8 protein-coding genes and 1 tRNA gene are annotated in these 25,119 nt (G+C 43.9%); all 9 read left to right on the top strand.

Annotated features, from left to right (window positions below):
* Positions 1-47: 47 nt before the first annotated feature.
* Positions 48-136: transfer RNA gene (locus H8698_RS00565), tRNA-Leu, on the top strand.
* A gap of 362 nt (positions 137-498) precedes the next feature.
* Complete coding sequence (locus H8698_RS00560; protein WP_249310592.1) at positions 499-4,815, top strand: S-layer homology domain-containing protein; 4,317 nt, start codon at positions 499-501, stop codon at positions 4,813-4,815.
* Between the two features lie 22 nt (positions 4,816-4,837).
* On the top strand, positions 4,838-7,537 hold the full coding sequence (locus H8698_RS00555) for an SGNH/GDSL hydrolase family protein (protein WP_249310590.1): 2,700 nt from the start codon (positions 4,838-4,840) through the stop codon (positions 7,535-7,537).
* A gap of 85 nt (positions 7,538-7,622) precedes the next feature.
* Positions 7,623-10,460, top strand: coding sequence for a carbohydrate binding domain-containing protein (locus tag H8698_RS00550; RefSeq protein WP_249310588.1), 2,838 nt, complete (start codon positions 7,623-7,625; stop codon positions 10,458-10,460).
* A gap of 120 nt (positions 10,461-10,580) precedes the next feature.
* Entirely contained in the window at positions 10,581-12,641 is a 2,061-nt protein-coding gene (locus tag H8698_RS00545; protein ID WP_249310586.1) for a carbohydrate binding domain-containing protein, read from the top strand.
* 28 nt (positions 12,642-12,669) lie between these two features.
* On the top strand, positions 12,670-17,109 hold the full coding sequence (locus H8698_RS00540) for a carbohydrate binding domain-containing protein (RefSeq protein WP_249310584.1): 4,440 nt from the start codon (positions 12,670-12,672) through the stop codon (positions 17,107-17,109).
* 4 nt (positions 17,110-17,113) lie between these two features.
* Positions 17,114-18,880, top strand: a complete 1,767-nt coding sequence (locus H8698_RS00535) for an S-layer homology domain-containing protein (RefSeq protein WP_249310582.1) — start codon at positions 17,114-17,116, stop codon at positions 18,878-18,880.
* Between the two features lie 41 nt (positions 18,881-18,921).
* Positions 18,922-21,762 carry an S-layer homology domain-containing protein gene (locus H8698_RS00530; RefSeq protein WP_249310580.1) on the top strand — a complete coding sequence of 947 codons (2,841 nt, stop codon included), beginning with the start codon at positions 18,922-18,924 and terminating at the stop codon, positions 21,760-21,762.
* 76 nt (positions 21,763-21,838) lie between these two features.
* Positions 21,839-25,036 (top strand): polysaccharide deacetylase family protein, encoded by a 3,198-nt coding sequence (locus tag H8698_RS00525; RefSeq protein ID WP_249310578.1) that lies wholly within the window; start codon positions 21,839-21,841, stop codon positions 25,034-25,036.
* Positions 25,037-25,119: the final 83 nt, after the last annotated feature.

Here is a 25,119-nt window from a genome sequence, read left to right as displayed (position 1 = left end):
TTTAGTATTGACAAACCATGCCAATTATGTTATACTAATCGAGTAGTGCTCGAGTGGCGGAACTGGCAGACGCCCGGGACTTAAAATCCCGTGAGATTTACCTCTCGTACCGGTTCGATTCCGGTCTCGAGCACCAACGGCGGGCATTGCCCGTCTTTTTTTATGCACTTTAGCTTACTTTGCTAAAGTGCTTTTTATGTTGGCATAATAATTTTACTTGCAAGAAATGTTGTAAAATTTTGCCTGTAAACGCAAGATTTGTATTGTATTATGTGTAAAAATATTATAAAATATATACAAATTAATAGAGTCATTTTGTGCGTAATGCCAAAATGAGTTGTCCAAAGGGGGTACCCCCTTTGTTATATGCATATATGCATATAACAAATAATATTTGCTAACCATGTTTATTTGCAGAATTCCAATGCAAAACGGCAAATCTGCAGCAATAAATTAAAAGCCTGAAAGGGTAAAGAAGAATTAAGGCGGTGTTATTTAATGACAAGAAATTTTAAACGTGCAGCGTCATTGATGGTAACCATGCTGATGCTTATCAGCTTGTTGGTGCCTGCTGCGGCGGCTGAGGGCGAGACGAATTTGGTTTCAAACTATGACTTTTCGGAAGGTACAGCCGGCTGGAGAATTGATGCAGCCACTGCGGCAGTAGATGAAAGCGAAAGCTACGGCGGCCTGGCCACTATGAAGTATACCAAAACTTCGAAAGCCGGAAAAATGTGGACGAATTCAATTACATTAAACGAAGGCGAACGGTATCTGATTGCTGTCAATGTGAAGGTTGGAGAAGGTCAGACATCGCTGGTTGCGGTAGAAATGAGACATACTTCTGACGATGGCACAACATACGATGAAGCAGTTCAGGCTACGGTAGGTTCTTCATGGAAAACGCTGAAAAAGATTTATACCTGTACGAAGCTTGGCGGCGACACGGTTGACCTTGCTTTGAAAACTGATAATAATACGATGAGTGATAAAACGTATTATTTTAATAATTTCAGAGTCATTCCACTTGACAGTGTTGCAAACGGCAGTAATGAAAAACCTGCTGAAGAAGAAAAGAACACTGCAGAGTTTAGAAGTGAAATTTATGTTGATGGCGAGAAAGGCAGCGATTCCAATGCAGGTACTTTGCAGTCTCCTTACAAAACCATTGCACATGCAAGAGATGTCATCAGAACATTTAATAAGGAAATGGAATCTGATATCAATGTGTACTTGCGCGGCGGGAACTATGAAATAACTGAACCCATTCAGTTTACAAAATCGGATTCCGGAACAAACGGTCATAAAATTATCTGGCAGAACTACCAGGAAGAAGCTCCGTTTGTAAGAGGACCTAAAGTAATCGAAGGATGGCAGGTTTTTGACGCATCAAAAAATATATACTGCGCAAAAGCTGACGGCCCCATTGAAACGAGGTCATTATATGTAAACGGCGAGCGTGCAGTCCGCGCAAAGAGCAACACCGGCCTTTCAGACGCGGAGAGAACCGATGAGGGATTGATTACCTCTGATACGTTTTTGGCAAACTGGAAAAATCAAAGCGACATTGAGATGGTGTTTGCCCAGAACTGGACGCTTCCGCGCCAGGGTGTGGACAACATTAAAATCGGTGACGACGGACGCTGCTATATTACGATGAAGCAGCCCGGCTGGAAATCGGCAATTAATAAAGGGCAGACTTCCTGTAAGACACCTTGGTATTATGAAAATGCTTTTGAACTTTTAGACGAGCCCGGCGAGTGGTATTTAGACAGAAGTACCTATACTTTCTATTATATGCCGCGTTTGGGTGAAGACATGAATACTGCAGAAATTGTTGCGCCCACGCTGGAGGAGCTTATGAGCGTGCGGGGGGATTCTGAGGACAAACCGGTTGAAAACTTAGAATTCCGCGGAATTCAGTTTGGATATTCCACATGGCTCAGGCCGAACAGTGAATGGGGGGTATCTGATGCACAAAACAACCATATGAGGGATAGTTCCCCAAAACCTAAGGGCGTTTCGGGGGACTGGTTGCCGCCGGCAGCAATTAATGTTCAGTATGGTCACGGAATTACTTTCGACAGCTGCGTCTTTTCTAAAATTGGTTTAAATGCACTGCAGTTAATAGACGGCATCCAAGGCTGTACGGTAAACGGTAATTTGTTCTATGATATTTCGTCAAGCTGTGTGAACCTTGGCGAGCCTTATACCCATGATACAAACAATTACAATCCTAAGGAAGAAAAATATTTAATTAAAAATAACACCATTACCAACAACTATATGCATGATGTTTGTAAAGAGTATATGTCTGCGGCGGCAATTTCGGCTGGTTTCCCGCAGGATACACTGATTTCTCATAACGAAATCTTCCATATTCCATACAGCGGCATGCATTTGGGATACGGCTGGGTAGGCATTCCGACCAGCGCAATTAAAAATTTTGATGTAACTCACAACTACATTCACGATTTGTTCTATACCAAGCTGTATGACGGCGGCGGCATTTATACAATTGGACCTACAGGTGCATCGGAAGAAGACCCGAATATGCTGGCATATAACTACATTACCGACATGAACAACGACGGCGGTCCCATTTACAACGACCAGGGTTCGACCTATTATAAGGTATATAAAAATGTAATGGATCAGAGCCGGGCTATTGATTGGGTAAGCGGTAAGCCAAAATGGTTTAAAGGCTGGGGGAAAGATATCAGTCATTGCTTTGCAGATGAAAACTATACCAACATTTCTCATGTGGTTCGCGACGGTGGGGACTATAACGAAATAAAGGGCACAATCTACTGCCCTCAGGGCTGGCCGCAGGAGGCATTGGATATAATTGATGAGGCAGGCTTAGAACCTGAATATCTGCATATGTCCCAGGTACCTCAGAAAATTTTGCTGGATAAGGATCTGTTTACATTAAATTCCGGCGAAACAGAAAAACTTTCTTATCGGGTTGAAACCTCTAAAAATAAGGATTTTGACACGTCGAAAGCTGAAGTGCTTTACGGATCGAGAGATGAAAGTGTTGCAAAGGTGTCGCAGGATGGAACGGTTACGGCAGTTTCACGCGGCAGCACACATGTCGACATCTTAATTCGGTATAATGGAATTACAGTAAGAAACAGCGTGCTTGTCCAGGTGGACGACACAGCTGAAAAAGTGAACATCGTATCAGAAAAAAATGGCGTTTTAAAAGGCGACGATTTAACTGTTTCTGTTGAGGGTGAATCGCTGTTCGGAACAAAACTGCCTGTATCGGACGTGACATATGAATCCGGTAATCCCAGTGTGCTTACAGTTGTTGGCGACGGCGTGCTTCGCGGAATGCAGGAGGGCTATGCAACTGTAACAGCAACTGCTGTTTGCGGCGGAAAAACATTTACAGATTCAATGGAAATCCGCGTGGTAGATTATGTTTCTTCATCTCCTGCCAGCTTCACGCCTTATGACATCTCCCCGATATTAAGCGATGTGAATAACTGGACGGTTGAGGGCAGCGGCACAAAGACGGCCAAAGACGGCGGAATTGTGTTTAATACCCCCGGAGGATCAGCAAACTATACAGGACAGAAATTCACAAACGAAATCTTTGACTTTGATATTAATATCGATAACCAGGGCGGCTGGCCGTCAATCCAGTTCAGAATGCAGGAAGGCAACAAGACGGCAAACAACAGCACAGGATATATTATGGTAATTAAGGAATCGGAAATTGAGCTTCAAAGATTTAATGGCGGAAGCCGCAGGGTGTTCTTTGGCGATGTTGAAGGTGCGCTCGCCTTTGGTGGAAAAGCATATCCCAACGGACCGAACGTGTTGCCGTATAAAAAGACGGTGCATGTTCAGGCAGGCGCAATGAACGAAGCAAGTGGTGTTCGCCTGGTGCTGACTGTTGACGGCAAGAGAATTTTTGACTATTTAGACACGGATGCAGGCCGAATCACCCAGCCTGGTTACTTTGGTATTGTTTCAAGAAATGGTACCGTTACGGCAACGCCCCACAGCCAGGAGGTTGTGACAGGAGGAGAATCTGCTGGTACCAACGAGCCGCAGGAACCGGATGGCATAGTGACAGGGAATGAAGACGTTTACGACGCATTAAAGGATAAATATTCCCCCGTGAAGCCTCCGGTTGAAATAGAAACGCCCGAGGTGGAAGAGCCGGTAGTCGCTGCTGGTGAATTCCAGGATACCAAAGGTCACTGGGCAGAAAACTTAATTTATAAAATGTACCGTAACAAAATGATAACGGGTGTCAGCGATACAATGTTTGAGCCTGACCGTCCGATTACCCGCGCAGAATTTTTAACGCTGACGCTTCGTTGGCTGAAGTATGAAAAAGATATGGAGTGGTCGCGCCACGCATCCTCTTGGGGCACGCCGACCTTCCAAGCGAAGATAAAAGCGCAGCAGGCAGTCTTTGACAAGGCGGTTGCCAGCGCAGGAACAGAGAACTGGTACCAGGAAATTCTAACAGGGGCGCAGTTTGCCGACCTGATAGACGGAGCGTTGCTTAGCGCAGACTATGATTTAAAAGCAAACATTACCCGCGAGGAAATGGCTTCTATGCTGATGCGTGCATACCGTTACCTCACCTTTGAAACCATTTATGGCAACGGAAAAGATTTTGCCGACAAAGCACAGATTGCCGATTGGGCGCAGGATGACGTAAGGTCCCTCTCTGCAATTGGATATTTAGAGGGTGATGAAACCGGAAACTTCCGTCCAAAAGCAACTGCAACAAGGGCAGAAGCCGCAGCTTTAATTCAGAGGGTTTATGAAGTTGTAGAAATCAGATAAATATTAAGGAGATGTAGTGTTTATGGTTGGGCTTAAGAAAAAACTATCTGTTTTTCTGACAGCAACACTTATAGCCACAACAGTGTCAGGCGTTGCATGTGCAACGACGCCTGGCGCTATGGGGGATAACATTGTTGTTAACGGGAACTTTAAAGAAGACGCAAAAGGCTGGAATGGACTTGGCACCTCAGGTGGAAGAACTTCCAGCTGGGTGGACGGTGTTGAAGGCACAAATGATGGATGCCTGTCTATCGTTTATAGTGAAGATGCAACGCAAAACAACGGAAACCCTGGATTTACGCAAGGCATAAAATTGGAACGTGACGCTTGGTATGTTATGTCTGCCAGAGTGAAAATAATGGATTTTGACCCATCAAACTCTAACACGCCGAAAGACAAGGTTGCGGCATCAATTTATATGACGGATCTTCCTGAACTAACAAACGAAGAAAAGCAATGGCATGCATATGCGGTTGTGGCGCAGGATACGCCGATTCCGGTGACGGAGTATGAGAAAGACGGCAAAACAATGTGTTCCACCGAGTGGACAACCGTTCGGGGATATTATAAATACTCCGGACCGGAAAGCTATGATAACGCCAACTGTAACCTTCAGGTTCGCGGCTCCCGCGACAACAATACAAAAATCAGCTATTATGTAGATGATATTGAGGTTTACAAAATTGCTAACCCCGTTGCCAACGGCGGATTTGAAGACACTGGGTATTCTACGTCCGGCAGAATTTCCAGCACTGCCGGAAACACAACCTCGTTTAACCCCTGGGGTGTACATGCCAGCGGAGATGTTGTTTTTTCTGAAGAAACAGCACAAACGGGAACATTGGGAGCACACGTAAAGATGACTGGCGCAACTACTTCCACACTTCCGGCGCTGTCGCAGGACGTCAGTCTTCCCCTGGGACAAAATGTGAATATATCTGCTTCCATGAAAATTGCAGACGGATATACACTTCCCGAAGGTGTTACCGAAGCGAAAGCTCAAATATTGTTTACACACAATACCTATGCTACGGATACCGAAACAGAAGAACGCAAGCTGATGGACTGCGGAACCGATTACGTTGCGACGGTGAATATTGCAGACGGTGAATGGCATCAGCTTACGAAAGACTATAACACTTCATGGAATATTGAAGCAACGAGCAGGGGAAAAGCAAAAGACCCCGCAAACTGCAACGGACGCATGTATTTCAGATTGACTGCGGTTGTGGACGGAGTTGAGAATAGGGATATTGTGATTCCCTATTATGTGGATGATGTAGCCATTACTGCGTCGGACATTCAGGTTGGCCAGATGGAATTTTTTGAATCTCACGATTTGGCTCCGATTGAATATCTGACCGAAACAGATGAAATCTTCGGGAGAGTAAATATTACAAATAACACAGGGAAAGAGAACAGTGTGAACGTGATGATGGCTGGCTACAACTATAAAAACCAGCTTGTTCAGCTTATTTCTGAACCACTTACAATTGGAGAAAATGAAAACTCTGTAACCTATAAAACACAGAATGCACTGAATATTTCAAAAGGCATTACAAAAGCAAAGCTTATGGTTTGGTCCTCTAATTTTGAAACTGCAAAACCGTATGCTGCTCCTTGCGAAATCACAGGAGATTTTAATAAGATTAATAATTCTTTGAACAAACTATATTCTACAGGCAAACTTTGTGTTGGATTTATCGGCGGTTCCATTACACAGGGGTCCGGCGCAAGCGCGAGCACGACTTATGGCTACGCTTATCAGACAATCAAGTGGATGAAAGAACGTTTTTCACAGTATGAAATTGAAGGCCATGTTGCAGGTGTTGGCGGCACAGGCTCTGACCTAGGCACATGCCGCTTAAACGAAGAACTTTTAATTTACAATCCTGATTTGGTGTTTGTTGAATTTGCAGTGAACGACGGCGGCGACCCGGGCAAAAAAGCTTCTACTGAAGGAATTATCCGTCAGGTGAAAGAGCATAACCCGAATGCAGACATTGTGTTGATTAACACACTGCAGCTTCCGGGATTTGCAAATGACTATGGCGCTAAGAAGATTCCGACGGCTGTGCAGTATAAAAACGAAGTGGCCGACCATTATAATTTGGGCGTAATCAACGTGGGCAAAGCTCTTTACTACACTTATACAGACGAAGGCAAAACAGAACCAGGCTATTATATGAAGGATAACGCTCATCCGGATGATCCTGGACATACAAATTATAAAGACACCATTGCCAGATGGATTGACTCCATGATCGCAAACGCAGATTTAAGCGTTGAATCTTCGGTTTTGGTTGATCCCATGGATGAAAACTACTTTACGGGCAGTGTTGTTGGACTTGATCAGGAAGGTGTAAAAAAGACCGGAACCTGGGCGGAACAAAACAGAAAAGCCGGCAAGCATAACCTTTGGGACTCCAACAATCCGGGTGATACTATTGAATATACCTTTACAGGAACAGGTCTTGGACTTTACATGCGTGTAGCGCCGGACACCGGAATTATTAATTTCCAGATTGACGGCGGTGAAATCAAACAGTTTGACACCTGCGACCAGTATGTAAAGCAGGGTATGGACCGTATTTTCTACACGTTCTTGGAAACTTCGTTAGACAGAGCAGAGCACACCGTGAACATTTCAGTCAGCGGTGAAAAGAATCCTGCCTGCAACGACTGCACATTAAGTATCGGAGCACTATTAATTAAAGATTAGTGAAGTAACGCAGGACGGTAAAAAGCCGCTCTGCGGAGGGAATATAAAAACTCACCAAAAGTGAAAATGAAAGGGGCGGACACAAATGAGATGTCTGAAAAAACTTTTAACAGTTTGCATGGCAACAGCGCTGTTGGTATCCACAGCACCAATGGCGCTCACATCAGCCGCAGGGCTAGAACCCTTAAGCAAAAACCTGATTGCAAACGGAAATTTTGAAAACGGCCGAACGGGCTGGAAAACCGAAGGAAACACCACAACGGAGGAAACAACAGGCCCTGACGGCTCAAAAGCCATAGCCGTTACCCAAGACGCAGGCGGCAAACGTTTTTTAATGGACAGCAAAATTGCAATTGAAAGAAACGCACTCTATAAACTTTCAGTTGATGTGAAACTGTCGCAGGATTTAGTAAACAAAAACACATCAATTAGTATTCTCGATTCTGCAGCAACGGATTTGATTGGCGACGAAGTAGGTAGGGAATATGATGTAAATCGTAGAATTGCCATGGATTACACAGGGAACTTGCCTGCCGACCAGTGGACGACACTTTCGGGCTATTACCGTTACAATGGCGCCAAAGCGAGTGGCTTTACAACAGATTTTGGTCTTGAAGTGAATAATGCAGGAACCTATGCTGTTGATAATTTCAGCATTGTGAAGGTGTCTGAACCAGAAAAACTGGTTATTGACTACACAAAGGAGGGCACCCCCAACCCTTGGGTCGCCCCAGCGAGCAATCCTAATATGACTGTTAAAAGCGTATCAATGGAAAAACAGGATGGTTCTACCGGCAATGTGCTTCATTTTGCCAGAAACAATAAGAGTTCCAGTTTCTCTGAATATTACCTCCCAGTTGAGGTGAATCCTGACGGAACAGACAGAAGATATATGGTTTCGTTTTATGCAAAGCTTGACGAATCCACAGCTGTTGTGCAGGATACAGAGTTGCCGGCAGATGTTGGACTGTATCCGATTTTAAAATCCCGCGGTTCGGGTGACTATAGCACAGGCTATGGTTCTCCTACAAAAATTACATCTGACGCATGGACGAAATTCTCCTTTACGGTGACCAAAAAATCGTCTTTTGCATTGGAATTAAGACCGCTCAGAGCAGATGCGGAAGGCAAATTTTCAAACACCAATCCAGACACAGACGCACGGAAGTTTAGCTATTATCTTTCTGACTTATCTATCATGGAAGTTGGCAAGCCGGATGATTTAAACAAAAATAATCAATTGATTTATGGCGAGTTTAACAACAACGAAACACTTAGCGGTTGGAGCTATTCAGGTATTACCTCAAAAGAGTGGATTTCTGATGAAAACGGCAACGGTTATGTAAAGCTTATCGGCGCCGGCATGAGCGACGGCGGTGCAAAAAATATCATTGCACAGAACCTTCGGCCGTCTAATAATCAGCTGATTAAACGCGACACATGGTATCGGATATCTTCAAAAATTAAACTGGAAGCGGCAGAAGCCGACGCTGTAAACGCTCAGATGTATATATTTAACACATCTGAACCAAAGTTTGTCAATGACGCCTGGACAGATCAATCCTACTACAATACCGATTCTTTCCAAGTGAAAAAGGCTGATGGCTGGACGGAAGTAGTTTCCTATTTAAGATTCAGTGGAATTGAAACGGCTCCGGCTACGAAAGAGGGATATTACGAAGAGGGAAAACCCGTTCAATATTTAAATAACGAAAATACGGTGTTTGCATTCCGGCTGTATAACAGTGCAATTCAATCCTGTGACGTTTCCTTTGATGATATTATCATTGAGGAAGTTGGAGCATTTGCAAATGGCGGTATGGAAGATGTAAACACAGTTCGGTTTAATAACAACCATGTATATGGCGATGCAATAAAAAAAGGCGATGGTGCAAGTAACGATTCTCTGACACAGGGAAATGCTTATACTGATTTAAATAACGCAACGTTTACAAAAGAGGCTGCACACAGCGGCGAATATGGCCTTTTGGTAGAGGGCTCTAAGGCAAATCAAACGGCTGGCGCAGCAAAACAGCATGTTATGCTGGATGCATCACTGGATAAATACTATAAGGTTTCCTATTGGATTAAACTAAAAGACCCAGAAGCGGCAAAAGCTGCCTTGTTGGAAATTAATCCCGAAAATACGGATGCAAAAATTTATGCAAGACTGCTGGCCGGTTATATGTCTTACTACGACAGGCCGCTTGCAGAAGGCGGAACAATCCGCGAGATTGGCGATGTTGGAACCATGTATCCGACTGCAAATGACATTTCAGACGGTGAATGGCACAATGTGTCCTTTGTTTATAATCCATCTCATTATAATCGTTTTGTTTCTGCAACGGAAGGAACGGAAACCATTTATAACTGCAAGTGGAAAGTTCCTGCTGATAGCTTAGCTGCGGCAAACATGGAAAAGATCGGGTTCTATCTCTATCCGCGTATCAGCTCAACCAATTATATCACCGGAGCAGGTACAGAAGTTAAACTGGGACATTTTAACGACAGCAACCCACAGGATAAGGGGTTTGACTATTATCTGGACGACGTTACCATTGAAGAAATTCCGGCCAACCAGTTTGTTGTGACGTCGGAACTGAAAACGGACTATGCCGGAAACGGTAACGTGAAAATGGAAGTGGGTCTGGCAAACACTTTGGGCAAAGACCAAAGCGCTACTATTTTGGTCGCGCAGTATGACAGCAACAACGCGCTGGTTTCCGTTAACAATGTTGTGGCAACCACAATTTATAAAGACAAAAATGGATATGGTAATGACGATAAGTTCTTCACCGGTGCTCATAACTTTGAGTTTGAGGTTCATGCAAATGCAGCAGCAGACTATATGAAAGTGTTCGTTTGGGATGGGTTGGATAATGCAATCCCACTTTCAAAATCAAATATCTATTTTAAAAAATAAATAAAGATTTGTATCGGGTTAAGCTGCCAAAAGGCAGCTTAACCTATGCAAAATTATGAATCTGGCACCCCTTGCGGCGATTCACAAGGGGAGTCCCTATCGAAGGGAGCTTTTAAGCTTATGAACAAAGTAAAAAAATTAGTATCAATACTTGCGTCTTTAACTGTGCTTATGACCTGCACGCAGTTTGTTCTGCCTGCCTCTGCATCGGTGCTGACCGACAGGGTGTTGTCTAAAAACGGCGGGTTTGAAGACAATATTGACGGCTGGACTCCGGGAGGCGCAACCTGTACCTGGCAGGAGGGCGGCGCGGACGGCTCGAAAGGCTGTGTGAAAGTTGATGTTATCAATGGTTTTAACGACATCAGCCAGAAAGTTAATTTAGAAATCGGGAAAAAATATTATATCACCTTTAAGGCAAAGCTTACAGAGCAAAACAACACCGGGAAGTCTGCGCCTGTAACGCTGTTATTCTCGTATGATAACAAAAAAACAGAATATCCCATTCAGACCAAATATGATTTAAATCATGAAACATGGACAAAGGCTGAAGTTATCTACTCACCGAAAAATGAACCAGATAATTATGGCGGTTCGGCAAAAATGTATATCCGTGTTGGCCCACAGCCGCAAAATGAATATTCCTTTGACTACTATCTTGACGATTTCTATTGTGTTGAACTGAATACAAGGGAAAACCTGCTTGTAAATAACGATTTTGAGTATGGAACAGTTGGCTGGAATCCGGGTGGCTGTATTGTTACTTCCGTTGACGGAGGCGCCAACGGCACGGAAAAAGCCGCTAAAGTGACGGTTGACAGCGGAAAAGTGAACAACAATGTTTTATTTACACAGAGCGTTTCCTTAGAACACGGGCGGTATTATGAACTGTCTTTCTGGGCGAAGCTGGAACAGGGCGAGACAAATAAAGGCGTGGTGCTCATGAACCATGAGGCCACAGGAAAAACAGAAAATATTTTGTCGAACATATCGCTGGGGACAGAATGGAAAAAAATTAAGCTTTATTATAAATATGACAACACCTCGGACACAGGAACGCATAGAATGTTGTTCCGGCCCAGTGACGACTCGGCAGTGACCAATTACTTTTTTGACGAAGCGGCAATCAGACCCGTTTCTGATGATGAAGTAATTTTAAACAGTGATTTTGATTATAATACCTCCATGTGGAATGCACAAAATGCAGCGCTCGCTGTCAGCGATGACACGTATGCAGACTCTGGCCAGTCATTAAAAGTTGAGGCACAGGCAGGCGGCTCGCCCGCACAGAACGTAAGCTTAAAGGCCGGCGAAAGCTATACAGTAAGTTTTTGGGCAAAGTCCGACGCGGCATTAAGCCTCATTCCCAAGGTTGGCGAAACTGCGTTATGTGAGGCCGTTGAAATTGGTACCAACTGGAATAGGCATACGTTTTTATATACACCGGAAGAAGATGTGACTGATCAGCCGTTTACCTTTGAGGCAGCGGACGGAAATGCGCACACCTACTACCTTGATGATGTGGAGTTTGGTAAAAGCAAGCCAAAAGCAGAGAATATTTCAGTTACAGGAAATCCTTTGGTTGGCGAAACAATCTCAGTTGATTATACCTTTGATAATGCTGGACTCAGCGACGAAGGGGAATCCAGATACAGAATCCGCATGGCAGACAGTATTTTCTATGAGGAGCTGGAAAGCGGAACGACCCAGTCGGGAAAACCGGTTACACTTGCATTAACAGAGCAGTTTGAAAATAAACGTTTGGTGATTGACATTACACCTGTAGACAGCAACGGTGTTGTTGGAAAAATGCAGACAATTGCCTTACCGAGAATTAAAAGAGCATATGAAGCAAATATTTCTTTTGATGGAACAATTGAACCGAACGGTGCAATTAAGCCTTTGGCAACCATTGTAAACAATACGTCGGAAGATAAAACCATTACAGTTGTTATGGCCGTTTACGACGCTAACGGGACAATGCGTGGCGTTGTGGCAGACAAGCAGGACGCAGGCCAGTTCGGCGGAAAGGCTGAATTTGTGTTTCAAACACCGGTGACACTGCCGGAAGATGTAACAGGTTATACTGCAAAAATTATGATTTGGGAAGCTCCTTTTGGAAAAACCGGAATTACCAACATGGTTTCTCTGTTAGACAGCATTTCTTATCAGAATGAATAGCAGCGCGATGGCGTAAAGGTGGAGTTAAATGTTGAAATTGGGGTTAATAAAGCGAATAACAGCAGTATCGTTAATGGTTCTTGTGGTTCTTTTAACTTTACCGAGCGTTATAAATGGAACTGAAATATTGCCTGCCGCCGATAATGCGGGGAACGAAAATCTAATTCAGAATCCGGGTTTTGAAGCGGAGCTGGAAGGCTGGGATATCAATGCCGGAAAGTTGCTAAACCAAAACGGCGGTTTTGAAAAGGATGTGGCCTCCTGGAACGTCAGCGGCGCAAGCTGCACGTGGACGAAAGGCGGAGCTGACAATTCTTCCGGCTGTGCCTTTGTGGAAGTTACAAACGGGTTTAACGACATCAGCCAGAATGTTATGCTTAACATTGGCACAAGCTACCGGATAACCTGCAGTATTAAACTTGCTGAAAAGAACGGAGAATATACCGAATCGCTGGCCACAATGCTGTTTTCTTATGACAAGAAAAAAACGGAATATCCCAGTAATATACCTGTGAACAGCGAAACCTGGTCGAAATTTGATTTTATCTTCACACCAAGAAACGACCCGGAAAATTACGGTGGATTGGCAAAAATGTATGTCCGGATCGGCCCGACAGGACAACAGAATGAGGCTGATTTTGATTATTACATTGACGATTTCAACTGTGAGGAGCTAATCTCTGACGCAGAGGTTACATCTGCTTCTCCTGGCGCTGATGGAACCGGAAAATGTGTAAAAGTGACCACTGGAAATTCGGCACCTTTTGTTCCAACGCAGTATGTTCCTATGGAGCAAAACAGCTGGTATATTATGTCGGCAAAGGTAAAAATGGAAAGCGGCAGCGCAAAGGCGCAATTTGCCGTTCGCCACGACAACTATACCGTGGAATATATTGGAAATACCTTTACCGTAACCGACCAGTGGACAGATGTGAAAGCATTTTATAAATCCTACACAAGAGAAATCGGCGCTATGAGCGGTGACGTATATTTGTGTGTCGGGGGGAAAAATAACACTTCGGTATTAACCTATTATATTGATGATGTATCTGTTACAAAAAACACAAAGCTCTACATAAACGGTAATTTTGAGTTAGAAAACGACGTTACCGGTTGGATTGAAAGCTATAAAGATGCCAACGGGAAAACCATATGGTCATCTTCTATGCCCCAATGGGTAAGCGAGCCGACGCACTCTGGCTCAGGCGCTGCAAAAATTGTTCCGATAACAAATAACTTGCAGCGGTGTGCCCAGTTTGTTCATTTGGAAAAAGATGTTTGGTATCAGGTGTCTTTCTGGGTGAAACTGGAAGAGGGACAGGGCGACAGCGAAGCGGAAATTATTCGCACGCAAATCAGCGACGATGTTGATACCGGAAGCATGTATATGGCCTCTGGCACGCCGGTGAACGACCGGGAATGGACTGAAGTAAGCTCTTATTTTAAATATAACGGAACAAACAGAGTAGCAGACTGTCAGCTGTTTTTACGAATAGGAAGCGATCCCAAAAATTCTAAAATACCATATTATTTTGACGACTTTTCTGTGAAACCTGTGGAACCGGACCAAATCACGTTCCGGGGAAATACAAAAATTATCATTCCGCAAAGCGGTGAAAAGCAGGAACCGTTCAGCGCTGTTGCGTCAAAGGAGTTTGATGGCATTACCTATGAGTTTGACCGGGACGAGTTATTTTTTCAAATAACCGATGCTCTGCCAAGCGGCATTACATTTGCCGGAAACAAACTCACTGTGCAAAGCAGCGCACCTGAATGTGAACTGAATTTAATCGTAACGTCTAAAATCTATCCAGATTTAACAAAAAATGTGCTGATAAAAGTAGTTTCGGAGCTTACAAATTTAAAAGATACCATTCACCGTGCAGAGACTGTTTATGAAGAAACTGACGAAATTATTTCCGGCTCGAAAAAACGGTTTTTGACGGAAATTGACAAGGCTCGTCAGGTGCTTTTATCTCAGCCAACGCTGGAAGAAGCAGCATTGGCATCGGCTGCGTTAGAAGACGCCACAGAACGTTTTTTGCGCGCGGCAGACCGAAACGTGTTAGAGCCTGTTTTGGAAAACGCACGTTTCGTTTATGAAAGTACGCCGGTGGGCACCGCGCCCGGACACAGTTCAGAGCAAAACAAACAAACGCTGCAAGCAGCAATTTCCTCTGTAGAAGAAATGATAAATGGCACAAAAGAACTTTTTTATGAAGAAATTGTTGAAATAAAACGTATGTTAAATGATGCTGTATATGACTTTCAGCGCGGTCTTGTGCCCTTTGCAGAATTTTTTGTGGATCCGGTAAATGGAAACGACGGAAACAGCGGAACCAAAGAGGAACCGTTCCTTTCAATAGAAAGGGCCAGAGATGCGGCGCAGACCATTTCGTACCAAATGGACGGCGACATCATTGTCAATCTGCTTGGCGGAACTTACGACTATAGCGAAATGGATTTAACTTTTACAGCGCAGGACTCCGGAAAAAACGGATATTATATCGTATACCGGGCCCCCAGCGGCGAACTGCCGGTGATTAACGGCGGCAAACAAATAAACGGCTGGACGTTGTTCGACAGTGAAAAGAACATATACCGTGCGCCGGCTGAACATATTCAATCAAGGCAGTTTTACGTAAACGGTATCCGCGCAACGCGCGCCCGGAAAGATATTGATGCTGCCGGATGGACTTACGATAGCGGAGAGTTTGGGCATACCGTCCCTGCGGAATTTTCTTATTTAAAGGATCTTCACAATTTGTCCGAGGCGGAACTTGTTTATTATTCGGCGTGGACAAATCCACGTTGCAAAATAAAGTCTGTGTCGGTGGACGAAGACGAAACGGTGAAAGTGGAAATGCAGCAGCCTGGCTGGAATTCCATTCGCAACAAGGGCGGAAGCTCTGCAAAAAATCCATGGTATATTGAAAATGCCTATGAGTTTTTAGATGAAGAAGGGGAATGGTATTTAGACGCTGCTGACGGTTATCTCTATTACAAACCTCGTCAGAGTGAAAATCTTGAAAATGCCTATACCGTTCTTGCGGCAAACGATGGGGAAATGGTAACGATTGCCGGCAGCTCACCCGACAACGTTGTCAAAAATCTACTGTTTTCAGGCATTACCTTTTCCTATTCCACCTGGATGCGGCCAAGTACAGCATATGGCCACTCAGACGCTCAAAATAACCACTTAAGAGACTCGGCGGACAAAACGCTTTCCGGCGATACGCTTCCGCCGGCGGCTGTATCTGCACAGTATGCCCACTCTGTTGACTTTACAAATTGCGAATTTTCGCATTTGGGCATATCGGCTCTTAAAATGATTCGGTGCATTCAGGATTGCAGAATTTATACAAACCGGTTTTACGACATTTCAGGCAGCGCCGTGAATGTCGGCGAACCTGCAACCGGCAAAATTGACAATGCATATCCCAACAATTTCAATTATTTGCCGGCACACGAAAAGTATTATATCAGAAACAACAACATTATTAATAATTACATTCACCACACGGCGGTTGATTACAGAAGTGCGGCGGCAATTTCGGCCGGTTTCCCGATTGACATGGAAATTGCCTACAACACTATTTCCGATACGGCTTACAGCGGTATGCATATCGGTTACGGCTGGAAAAGCATTCCCACCAGCATCATGCGGAACAATCAAATCCACCACAATCGGATTTTGAATGTTATGAACACCGTAATCAACGACGGCGGCGGAATTTATACCATTGGCCCAACCAGCGGTACGGATCAAGCTCCGAACCTTATTTACGAAAATTATTTTGAGGGCCAGTCCGGATACGGCGGTTCTGTCTATAACGACCAGGGCTCAAGCTTCTGGAAGGTGGAACGCAACGTAAGTAATCTTAGCGGCAGCCCTGCTTGGTCGAACGCCAATCAGGAGCACAGATGGCTGAACTATTGGTCGAAGGACAACAACGACATGTTTGCAGACGAAAACTATGCCTCTGATTACCAGCTTTGGGAAGACCACGGGCAGAACAACTATTTGGGTAAAACCTATTATGTGACAGACTTAAACTGGCCGGAAAAAGCCCAAAAAATTATAAACAGCGCAGGAATAGCAGAGAATCACAAAGATTTAACTGCTTATGTCCGCGCATATACAACCCTGAGAGCCGACTCTGACGGCGCAGGCAGCACAGTTCAGTTTGAAAACACTTTGGGAGAACCTGTAAGCGCCACAATTATGCTGGCGGCTTATGACAAGGACGGTGCGCTTGTAGATTTAAAAACAAGTGTTCTTTCTGTCGAACCAGGATTTTCTGAAATACAGGAATACCATTTTAATTTGTCAAACATCGAATGCGAAAAAGTGAAATTGCTGATCTGGGAAGGCAGCAGCATTGGAAATTCAAATTTTGTTCCTCTGGCAGCGGCAAAAACAGTGATGCTAAATAAGCAAATTAACAGTGTGGAAAGGAATGATTAAGTTTATGAAGACTCATAAGCTGAAAAAAATGATAAGTCTTGTCACTGCAGTTAGCCTGCTTCTCGGCTTAATGCTGACATCAACTGTTTCTGCGGCTGAAAAACCAAGCGTCAGTCTTTTGGGGGCTCATGTAACCATAAGCGGTAGCGCAGGCGATATGGATAACGTTATCTGTATCGTTTTAAAGCCCGGTTATTCTGATGTGAACCAATTATCGGTTGATGAATTTCAAAAGGCTTGCCATTATTCAAATGACACGACTCCGGAAAATGGAACCTATTCGTTTTCGTTTTTCATGTTAGACGACAGTGAAAGCGGAACATATACAGCAACAGTAGGCGCCAACGGGACCTTTTTTGAAAATGCAGAGTTTTATTATGCCAGCAAGAATGACCGGTTAGACGCAATCGACAACATTGTTAATGCGCCAAGCGCCGATGCATTAACCAGCGTTCTGCTTGGTAAGGAAGATGACGACGAAGCACAAAAAGAATATTTAAATAAGCTTTACAACGCTATGGGATTTTTGATCGACAGCTATGCAGCAATGTCTGAGACGCAGCAGTTGGAAATTAACAAGGCACTGTATGCAAGCCGTGGAGATTACATAGGCGACGATGCATCCGACAAAGCAGCCGTTGTGTTTAACAATGCTATTGCGCTTTCCAATGTGAACCATGCTTCTGACGCGGAAAAAATGATGCAGGCGATCACCGATTATAACTCTGTTTTTAAGTTCGACTTGTCTGAAAAGGGATTATACGGAAGCCTTGCTTCGGAAGAAAAAGAACTTGTTTATAAAGCGGTGTATGGCAGAAAGCCATTTGAAAAGGAAGATGACCTTAGCACAGCTTTTAACGAAGAACTGTGCGTTCCATATTTAAATGCAATTGCATACGGCGATTTTGTGAAATTTGTTGAAGAGAACAACGAATATTTAAATTTTGACATGGATCGTTTTGAGGATTTAAATGAGGACAGCCAGACTGCAATTGCAAAAGAAATGGCAAAGGCTGATTTTGACACCATAAAACAGGCCAGAACAAAGTTTGATGACTTGTTGGAAAAATATGAAGACGAAGAAGATGACAACCCAGGCGGCGGTTCCTCCGGCGGTGGCGGCGGAAGCTCGGGCGGCGGAGGCAACAGAGGCGGTAACAAAGTTACCGACGTTTATGTCGGCGATAAAGATAAAGATGATACGAGCAATGTTGTGGAACCTTCTAACGAGCCCTATGACGATTTAGAAAGCGTAACATGGGCAAAAGACAGCATCTTGTCCCTGACAGAAAAGGGAATTGTATCCGGTGACGGTAACAAAAAATTTCGTCCCAACGACAACATTAAACGGGAAGAATTTTTAAAAATTGCTCTGGAAGCGTTCAATCTGGTAAGCGATGGCGCAGTATGCGAGTTAGATGATGTAGCAGATAACGCATGGTATTATAAATACGTTGCAAGCGGCATGGAAAAGGAATTGGTAAACGGCGTTGACGAAAGGCATTTTGGAGTAGGCAGCGAAATTACAAGACAGGACATGGCAACACTTGCTTACCGTATTGCCGTATATGCAGGAGTTGACCTTTCGGGCGGTAACGGAATTGCGTTTTCTGACGAAGCTGAAATTGGAAGTTATGCAAAAGAAGCAGTTGCGGCAATGAGTGCAAACGGCATTATAAACGGCGTTGGAGACGGCAATTTTGCTCCCGGCAGTTTTGCCACAAGGGCACAGGCGTGCAAAATTATTTCACAGCTGTTGTCATTGGCTTAAATTATGATAGAGTAGTCGAAGAGTGAAAGGATGATCACAAAATGAAAATAGCAAAGAAACTACTTGCAGGTGTGCTTGTATTCATGATGTCTGTTTCACCTGTTGCATTTGCTGAGGAGGCCTCCGAGGACGTGGCTCCGGTACAGGAGGTAACAGAAAACAGCAACTATACAGCTGCCGCAGAAAAGCTGCAGGCGCTGGGTGTTTTAAAGAATACATCCCTACAGCAAACCACAGTGGTTGGCAGAGGCCAGTTCGTGTCTTTACTATGTGAAGCAATGGGCTATACTACCTTAGGGCATGACAACAAGCAGATTTTTAATGACGTTCCACCCGCTTCTGTTTATTCTGACGCCATCCGTGCGGCTTATGACATGGGAATTATCAACGGTACGGGAGACGGATATTTTTATCCTGACAGGGCTGTGACCTTAAACGAGGCCGTAAAAATGTCTGTAGTGGCTCTGGGTTATGACGTGTATGCACGGGAGGCAGGATATCCCATTGGTTATTTTAATCAGGCGCAAAAGCTGAATCTGTTAGACAGGGTTGATTGCGCACCAAATGATTTTGTAACGGCCGGCGACGTTTATCAGCTTTTGGTAAATATTGTTGATACGGACCTTCTTCAGCTTGTGGAAGTTGGAGATAAGACAAAGTATCAGCGTATAGAAGGAGAAACAGTTCTATCGGAACACTTTCAGATTTATAAAGTGGAAGGCCAGATAACGGCAAACAGTGTTTCTGCTGTTTCGGCGCTTGGTTCAAAAGCCGGTAGAGATAAAATTATGATTGACGGCACTCTTTATAATGTCGGTGAGACAAACGCTGAAATTTATCTTGGTTATAATGTAGAAATTTATTATTACAAATCAAAAGACGATACGGTTGGAACCATTCGATATATCCGTCCCAGAATGGAGCGAATGGAGTGTGTTGAAGTTGATGCCCGGGATATTGAACCGGGGGAAACAACTTTAAAAACGCTTGCTTTTTATGATGAGAATGAAAACTTAAAAAGAAAAACTGTTTCTCCCACGGCTGACCTAATTTATAACGGAGTGGCGCGGTCGTTAAATTCTAAGTTTTTGCTTACCCCGGAGAACGGAAAGGTTCTGCTGCTCGATTCAGATAACAGCGGCGATTATGATGTTGTTTTAGTGACATCTTATATTATGTATGTAGTAAGCGCAGTAAACGCAGACAGGTTTACAATTTCGGATATGTATGGACAGAACCAAATCATGCTTGACCCACAGGACAGCAGCGTTACATATCGTATTGAACGTGATGGAAAACTTGTAAAAGATATTACAGGTCTTTCTCAATGGGATGTTTTATCGGTTGCTGCAAGCAGTGAATATGTAGACGACGAAGGAATTCGCCGGATTGACAGCGCAAAATCTATCCATTATGATGTTGTAGCGACCACATACAATGAAATTGGTGTAATCAGCACATACGACGAAGATACTCTAACCGTTAATGGTACGGTTTATAACGTGTCGGAGTATTATAAATACCTGATTAAAACGAACAAAATTTACGAACCGAATTTAGGCGCAATTTACACTTTCCACTTTAACAGCGACCACGAAATCGTAACAATTGACGATGAAGGTTTGGAAACAGCGGGCGGTTATGGATATTTACTGGGTGTTGATGCAAAATCAACCATTGACAGTACCGTTCGCCTTAAGATTTTGGAGAGCACAGGAAAAATTACAGAATTTGTTTGTAACGATAAGGTAACACTGGACGGAAGACGGGGGGTTAAGGCGTTTGATGGTTCTAAATCTGATGTTTTTACGGCCTTAACGGACAATTCGGGCAAAGCTGTGAAACAGATTATCGGATATTCCACCAACAATGACGGAAAGATTAAGGTTGTAGATACGAAAGAACTGGATGCCGGTGGAAACAATTCGTCAAGTTTGGGATATTACGGTGAACTGAAAAATACACTGGGATATAAATCCAGCGACAAAACCCTGGGCGACCGTTTCGTGTTCGACTCAACAGCAGTCCTCTTCTGTGTTCCTGCAAAAGAAACGGTTGAAATTGACGACGGAAACGGCGGCAAAACAACGGTTGAGGTTACCGAAGGTGGCGCATGGGACAATGATAAAAACTTCTCTGTGGGTTCTGTTTCTTCAGTCCTCAGTAACGATGATAAGCCATATCTTGACGTTTACAATGTAGGTAGATCCAACGCCATAGAGCTTGCGGTTATCTACGGAAAAACCAGCGCAAGTATGACTGCCAACACTTATATCAGCGTAATTGAAAAAATTACAACTGCAGTAAATGCTAATGGTGAAAACGTAATTCGAGTTTATGGCATGAAAGACGGCGTAGCATTCACCAACGACCTTTCGCCGGACGGCTTTACAATTAAAATGTACGACGGTACCAATCCGTATCCAGACGCATCAGTAATTTTAAATAATTCCTACAACGGAACTCCTGTTTTAGAAACGGGCGATGTTATCCGATTCGGAACAGATTCTGAAGGATATATTAAAGAAGTTGAATTTGTTGTGGACGCAAGCAATCCCGAGGCCTATCAAAATCTGAACAATCACGGAGTTGCATCAAGAACAGTCTATGGCATGCTGTACGACTGTTACAACGGCTTTGCAGAGCTGGTATTCGACCCGAATGAGGCAGAAAAGGATACTGACCGGGAATCTTATGTATATGCATTAAAATCCGTTCCCATCATGCTCTATGACGGCAATAAAGAAACCGTGCGCACGGCATCTGTTGCAGATTTAACATCTTACAGAGATTGCCGCGACACAACTACCGCGACGAAGATGGCAATTAATGCGAGATACGGCGAGGTTCGTTCTATCGTAATTTATACGAATATGGACTAAGAGGAAGCAATCAAAACGACCATCTTATTTTAAAACGAGATGGTCGTTTTATTTTACAAAGGAAATGAGGGGTTTTATGATTAGAAAACAACTTTATTTACTTCTTGCCATTGTATTCATCCTGCCCGGTTTGGTGCTTCCAGCGGCAAATGCGGCGCCGGACGAGACAACGAAAACCTGGCTGGTTGCAGGTGACAGCATCACCAGCGACTTCTACTGCCGCGGGTATAAAAAATATGACGATTATTTAAAATACTATTTTAACATTGAGCAAGGAAACAATTTTCGTTTTGTTAAAACCGCAGTTCCGGGCTTTAAGGTTGAGGACTATTTGAATAACTTTGACGATATGCTGGGGAAATATCAGGCGGAAATCGTTTCTGTTTTTCTGGGGACGAATAACAAATCTGACACAGAAGCAGTGTTTACAGACAAATATAGAACGCTAATTGAAAAAATCGTTCCATCAACGGAAAACGTTGCAGTTGGTGTGCCGGAAAACCGTAAAATCATTTTGTTTACACCAATTCCCATGAATTCGAATGGCAGTATTCATAAGCTGACGCAAATTTCAGCGGGAATTAAAACGGTGGCGGAGGAGATGGCAGCACAAGGCTACGACATCACTCACATTGACCTGTCCACAGTCTTTGACAATATTGCTTATGGTACAGATGAAAACCTGCCGGCATTTGCGGATTATTACGAGGCCGACGCCTACCACCCCAACCGCTTTGGGCAAGCAGAAATTGCAAAAGCAATTTTAAAAGGTTTGGGCGTGAAGGACAGCAGCGTTCTTTCCTTAACCCCAAAACAAATGAATGAAACGCAAAAAAAGTTAGACTTTAAAGTAGATTTAAAAAGGGGTAAAAAGCGTGCTGATTTTACCGACATTAACAGCAAACTGACAGATTTAAATAACGCTTTTCTGTCAAGCTTAGCCTCTGCCGCATATGATTCTGTTTTGATTACCGGCGGCAGTGCAACAGCTGGTGCAGCGGCGTCAGCCGGCTTTTGCCAGACATATCCCGAATTCATCAGAATGAAGCTCAGAAACGACTCTCGCTATCAAAACAAGAGAGTGGTTGATTTGTCTAACAGCGGTCAGGAGGCGCAAGCAATTGCAGAGACAATCGGTGCGCAATTCGACGCATATCCTGATGTGACTTGCGCGATCGTAATGCCTGAAATCCCGGCGCTTTACCGAGGAGACAGAACAGGCACGCCAACGGTTTCAGAATATAAGCAAGCCGTTGCAAAAATTATTTCTGCAGCAAAGTCCCGAAACATTGCGCTTATGCTCCTGACGCCTGTGCCAAGCGCCAAACGGGAAAATAATCTTTTGCTGGAAGCTTTTTCTGAGGCGCTGATTGATGCAGCGGAGGAGGCCTACGTGAAAGATAATGGAATTAAACTCTGCGTTGCAAATGTTTTTCATGTGCTAAAGCCCATTGCAGACGTGGAATATTTAAGCGAAAGCTATTACGACGAACAAGGCTTTTTAAAAGACAGCGCCCACACGCTGATTTATCTTGCGGCAATGCAGGAAACGGCAGTCGATCTGACAAACATGAGAGTGTCTGTTCCCGCGGACACAACGCTGACCGCAACCCAAACCTTAACCTTTCTGCAAAACTACTATGCAGAAAAAGCGGAGAATGCGTTTTCGCAGGTGGATTTCAGTCAATATGGGTCAAATGAGCAGATACAATTGGCCGATTTAGCAGAAAAATATCTGTCTGAAATCAGGAGCGGAATGGTCACTTACCGCATTGAAAACGCTTATGAAGAACTTTTAAGGGAACTGGCTGGGGTAAAAACGAAAAAAGGCAGTGCGGCAAATGTTTATTTTTCTGCAGCGGATGGAACGGTCTTTATTTCCTCGCCTGTGGACAAGACGGAAAGCATTGTAATCGCGGTGTTTCATGGCGATACGCTGAAAGACTCATTTTTAATTAAGAATACTACTTTCAAAAAGGGCGAATTATATGAATTTAAAACAGGGTTAACGGTAACGGAAACCGATGAGATTAAAATTATCGAGTCCTGCGATTTAGAAAATAGTGAAATTATTCCAAAAACCACTGCCACCGTGTCTTTTCAAAACCGGCCTGCCACCTATTCTATGCTGCTTCCCGGCGGAAAAACAAAGGCGTTTACGTTAAGTTACGACGACGCGCTGGAAAGCGACGAAAAACTGGTGAACATGCTGGACCGGTATGGGGTCAAAGGGACATTTAATGTCATTTCGGGAAAATTAGGGGGCGTTCAGTCCGGCCATAATCTGCTCCAAATGTATGATGTAAAGCGCGTATATCAAAAGCATGAAGCAAGTATGCACGGCTACACCCACCTTCCCCTGCGGGATGAAAACATTACAGCAGAGAACATTGAAACGGAAATTACGAAAGACAGACAAAGAATTACAACCCTAACAGGGATTGAACCTGTGGGCTATGCATATCCCGGCGGTGCAGGCTGGAACAATGCGTTTGTTATTGAGCAGCTCAGAAAAAACAATGTTTTATATGCCCGGCCTGTTGCCACCACCGGGGATTTTACATTGCCCAACGATTTTTTGGCTTGGAAAATGACATGTCACCACAACAGCGCTCTTAGTTTTGTTGAACCGTTTTTGGCGGATGGGGAAGACCTTCGGGTATTTTCTGTGTGGGGCCACACTTACGAGCTGAATGAAAGCAGTCCTAAGTCGTGGAATGTCATGGAGGAATTGCTGACAAAAGTGTCGGACAGAAACGATGTGTGGTATGCCACCAACCGCGAAATTGCCGAATATACAACATCGTTCCGGAATTTAAAGCAGACAGGACAGGGTAATGCTGTTTATAATCCATCTGACCAAGATATTTATCTCAAATCGAATGGGAAAACGGTTTTGGTGAAAGCAAATGCCATTGTGCCGTTGGAAGATAGCGAAACCTGTTTAAACCAAACTTTGTCAAGTGCGCAAACGGCAGTCATAATAGAATTATTAAACAAATGCACCTCAGCAGAAGTTAACGCGGACGGAATCCTTTTGATAACCTCGCCTGCAGGAATTTGCGGCGATGTTTTCATCGCGGCATATGACGAACAGAACAGGCTGGTGGAGGGCGTTGTTCAAAAGGATGTTCAAATAGAGGCAAATACGCCATATCACGTAGATGTTACTTCTCTTTTATCAGAGGAGGTAAAAAGATTAAAGATACTTTTTATCGAAAATTTAACAACGCTAAGGCCCATTGCAGAAGCAGTAAACGTTTCGGTAAAATAAATAAATCCCCCGATTTTCGGGGGATTTTTGCATCATTAGGTCAAAATAAATGCAGGTGAATTATGCGAATAATCCTTGGTATC

This window comes from Congzhengia minquanensis (assembly GCF_014384785.1).
GTDB lineage: Bacteria > Bacillota > Clostridia > UBA1381 > UBA9506 > Congzhengia > Congzhengia minquanensis.
This window is presented reverse-complemented; position numbering and strand designations above follow the sequence as displayed.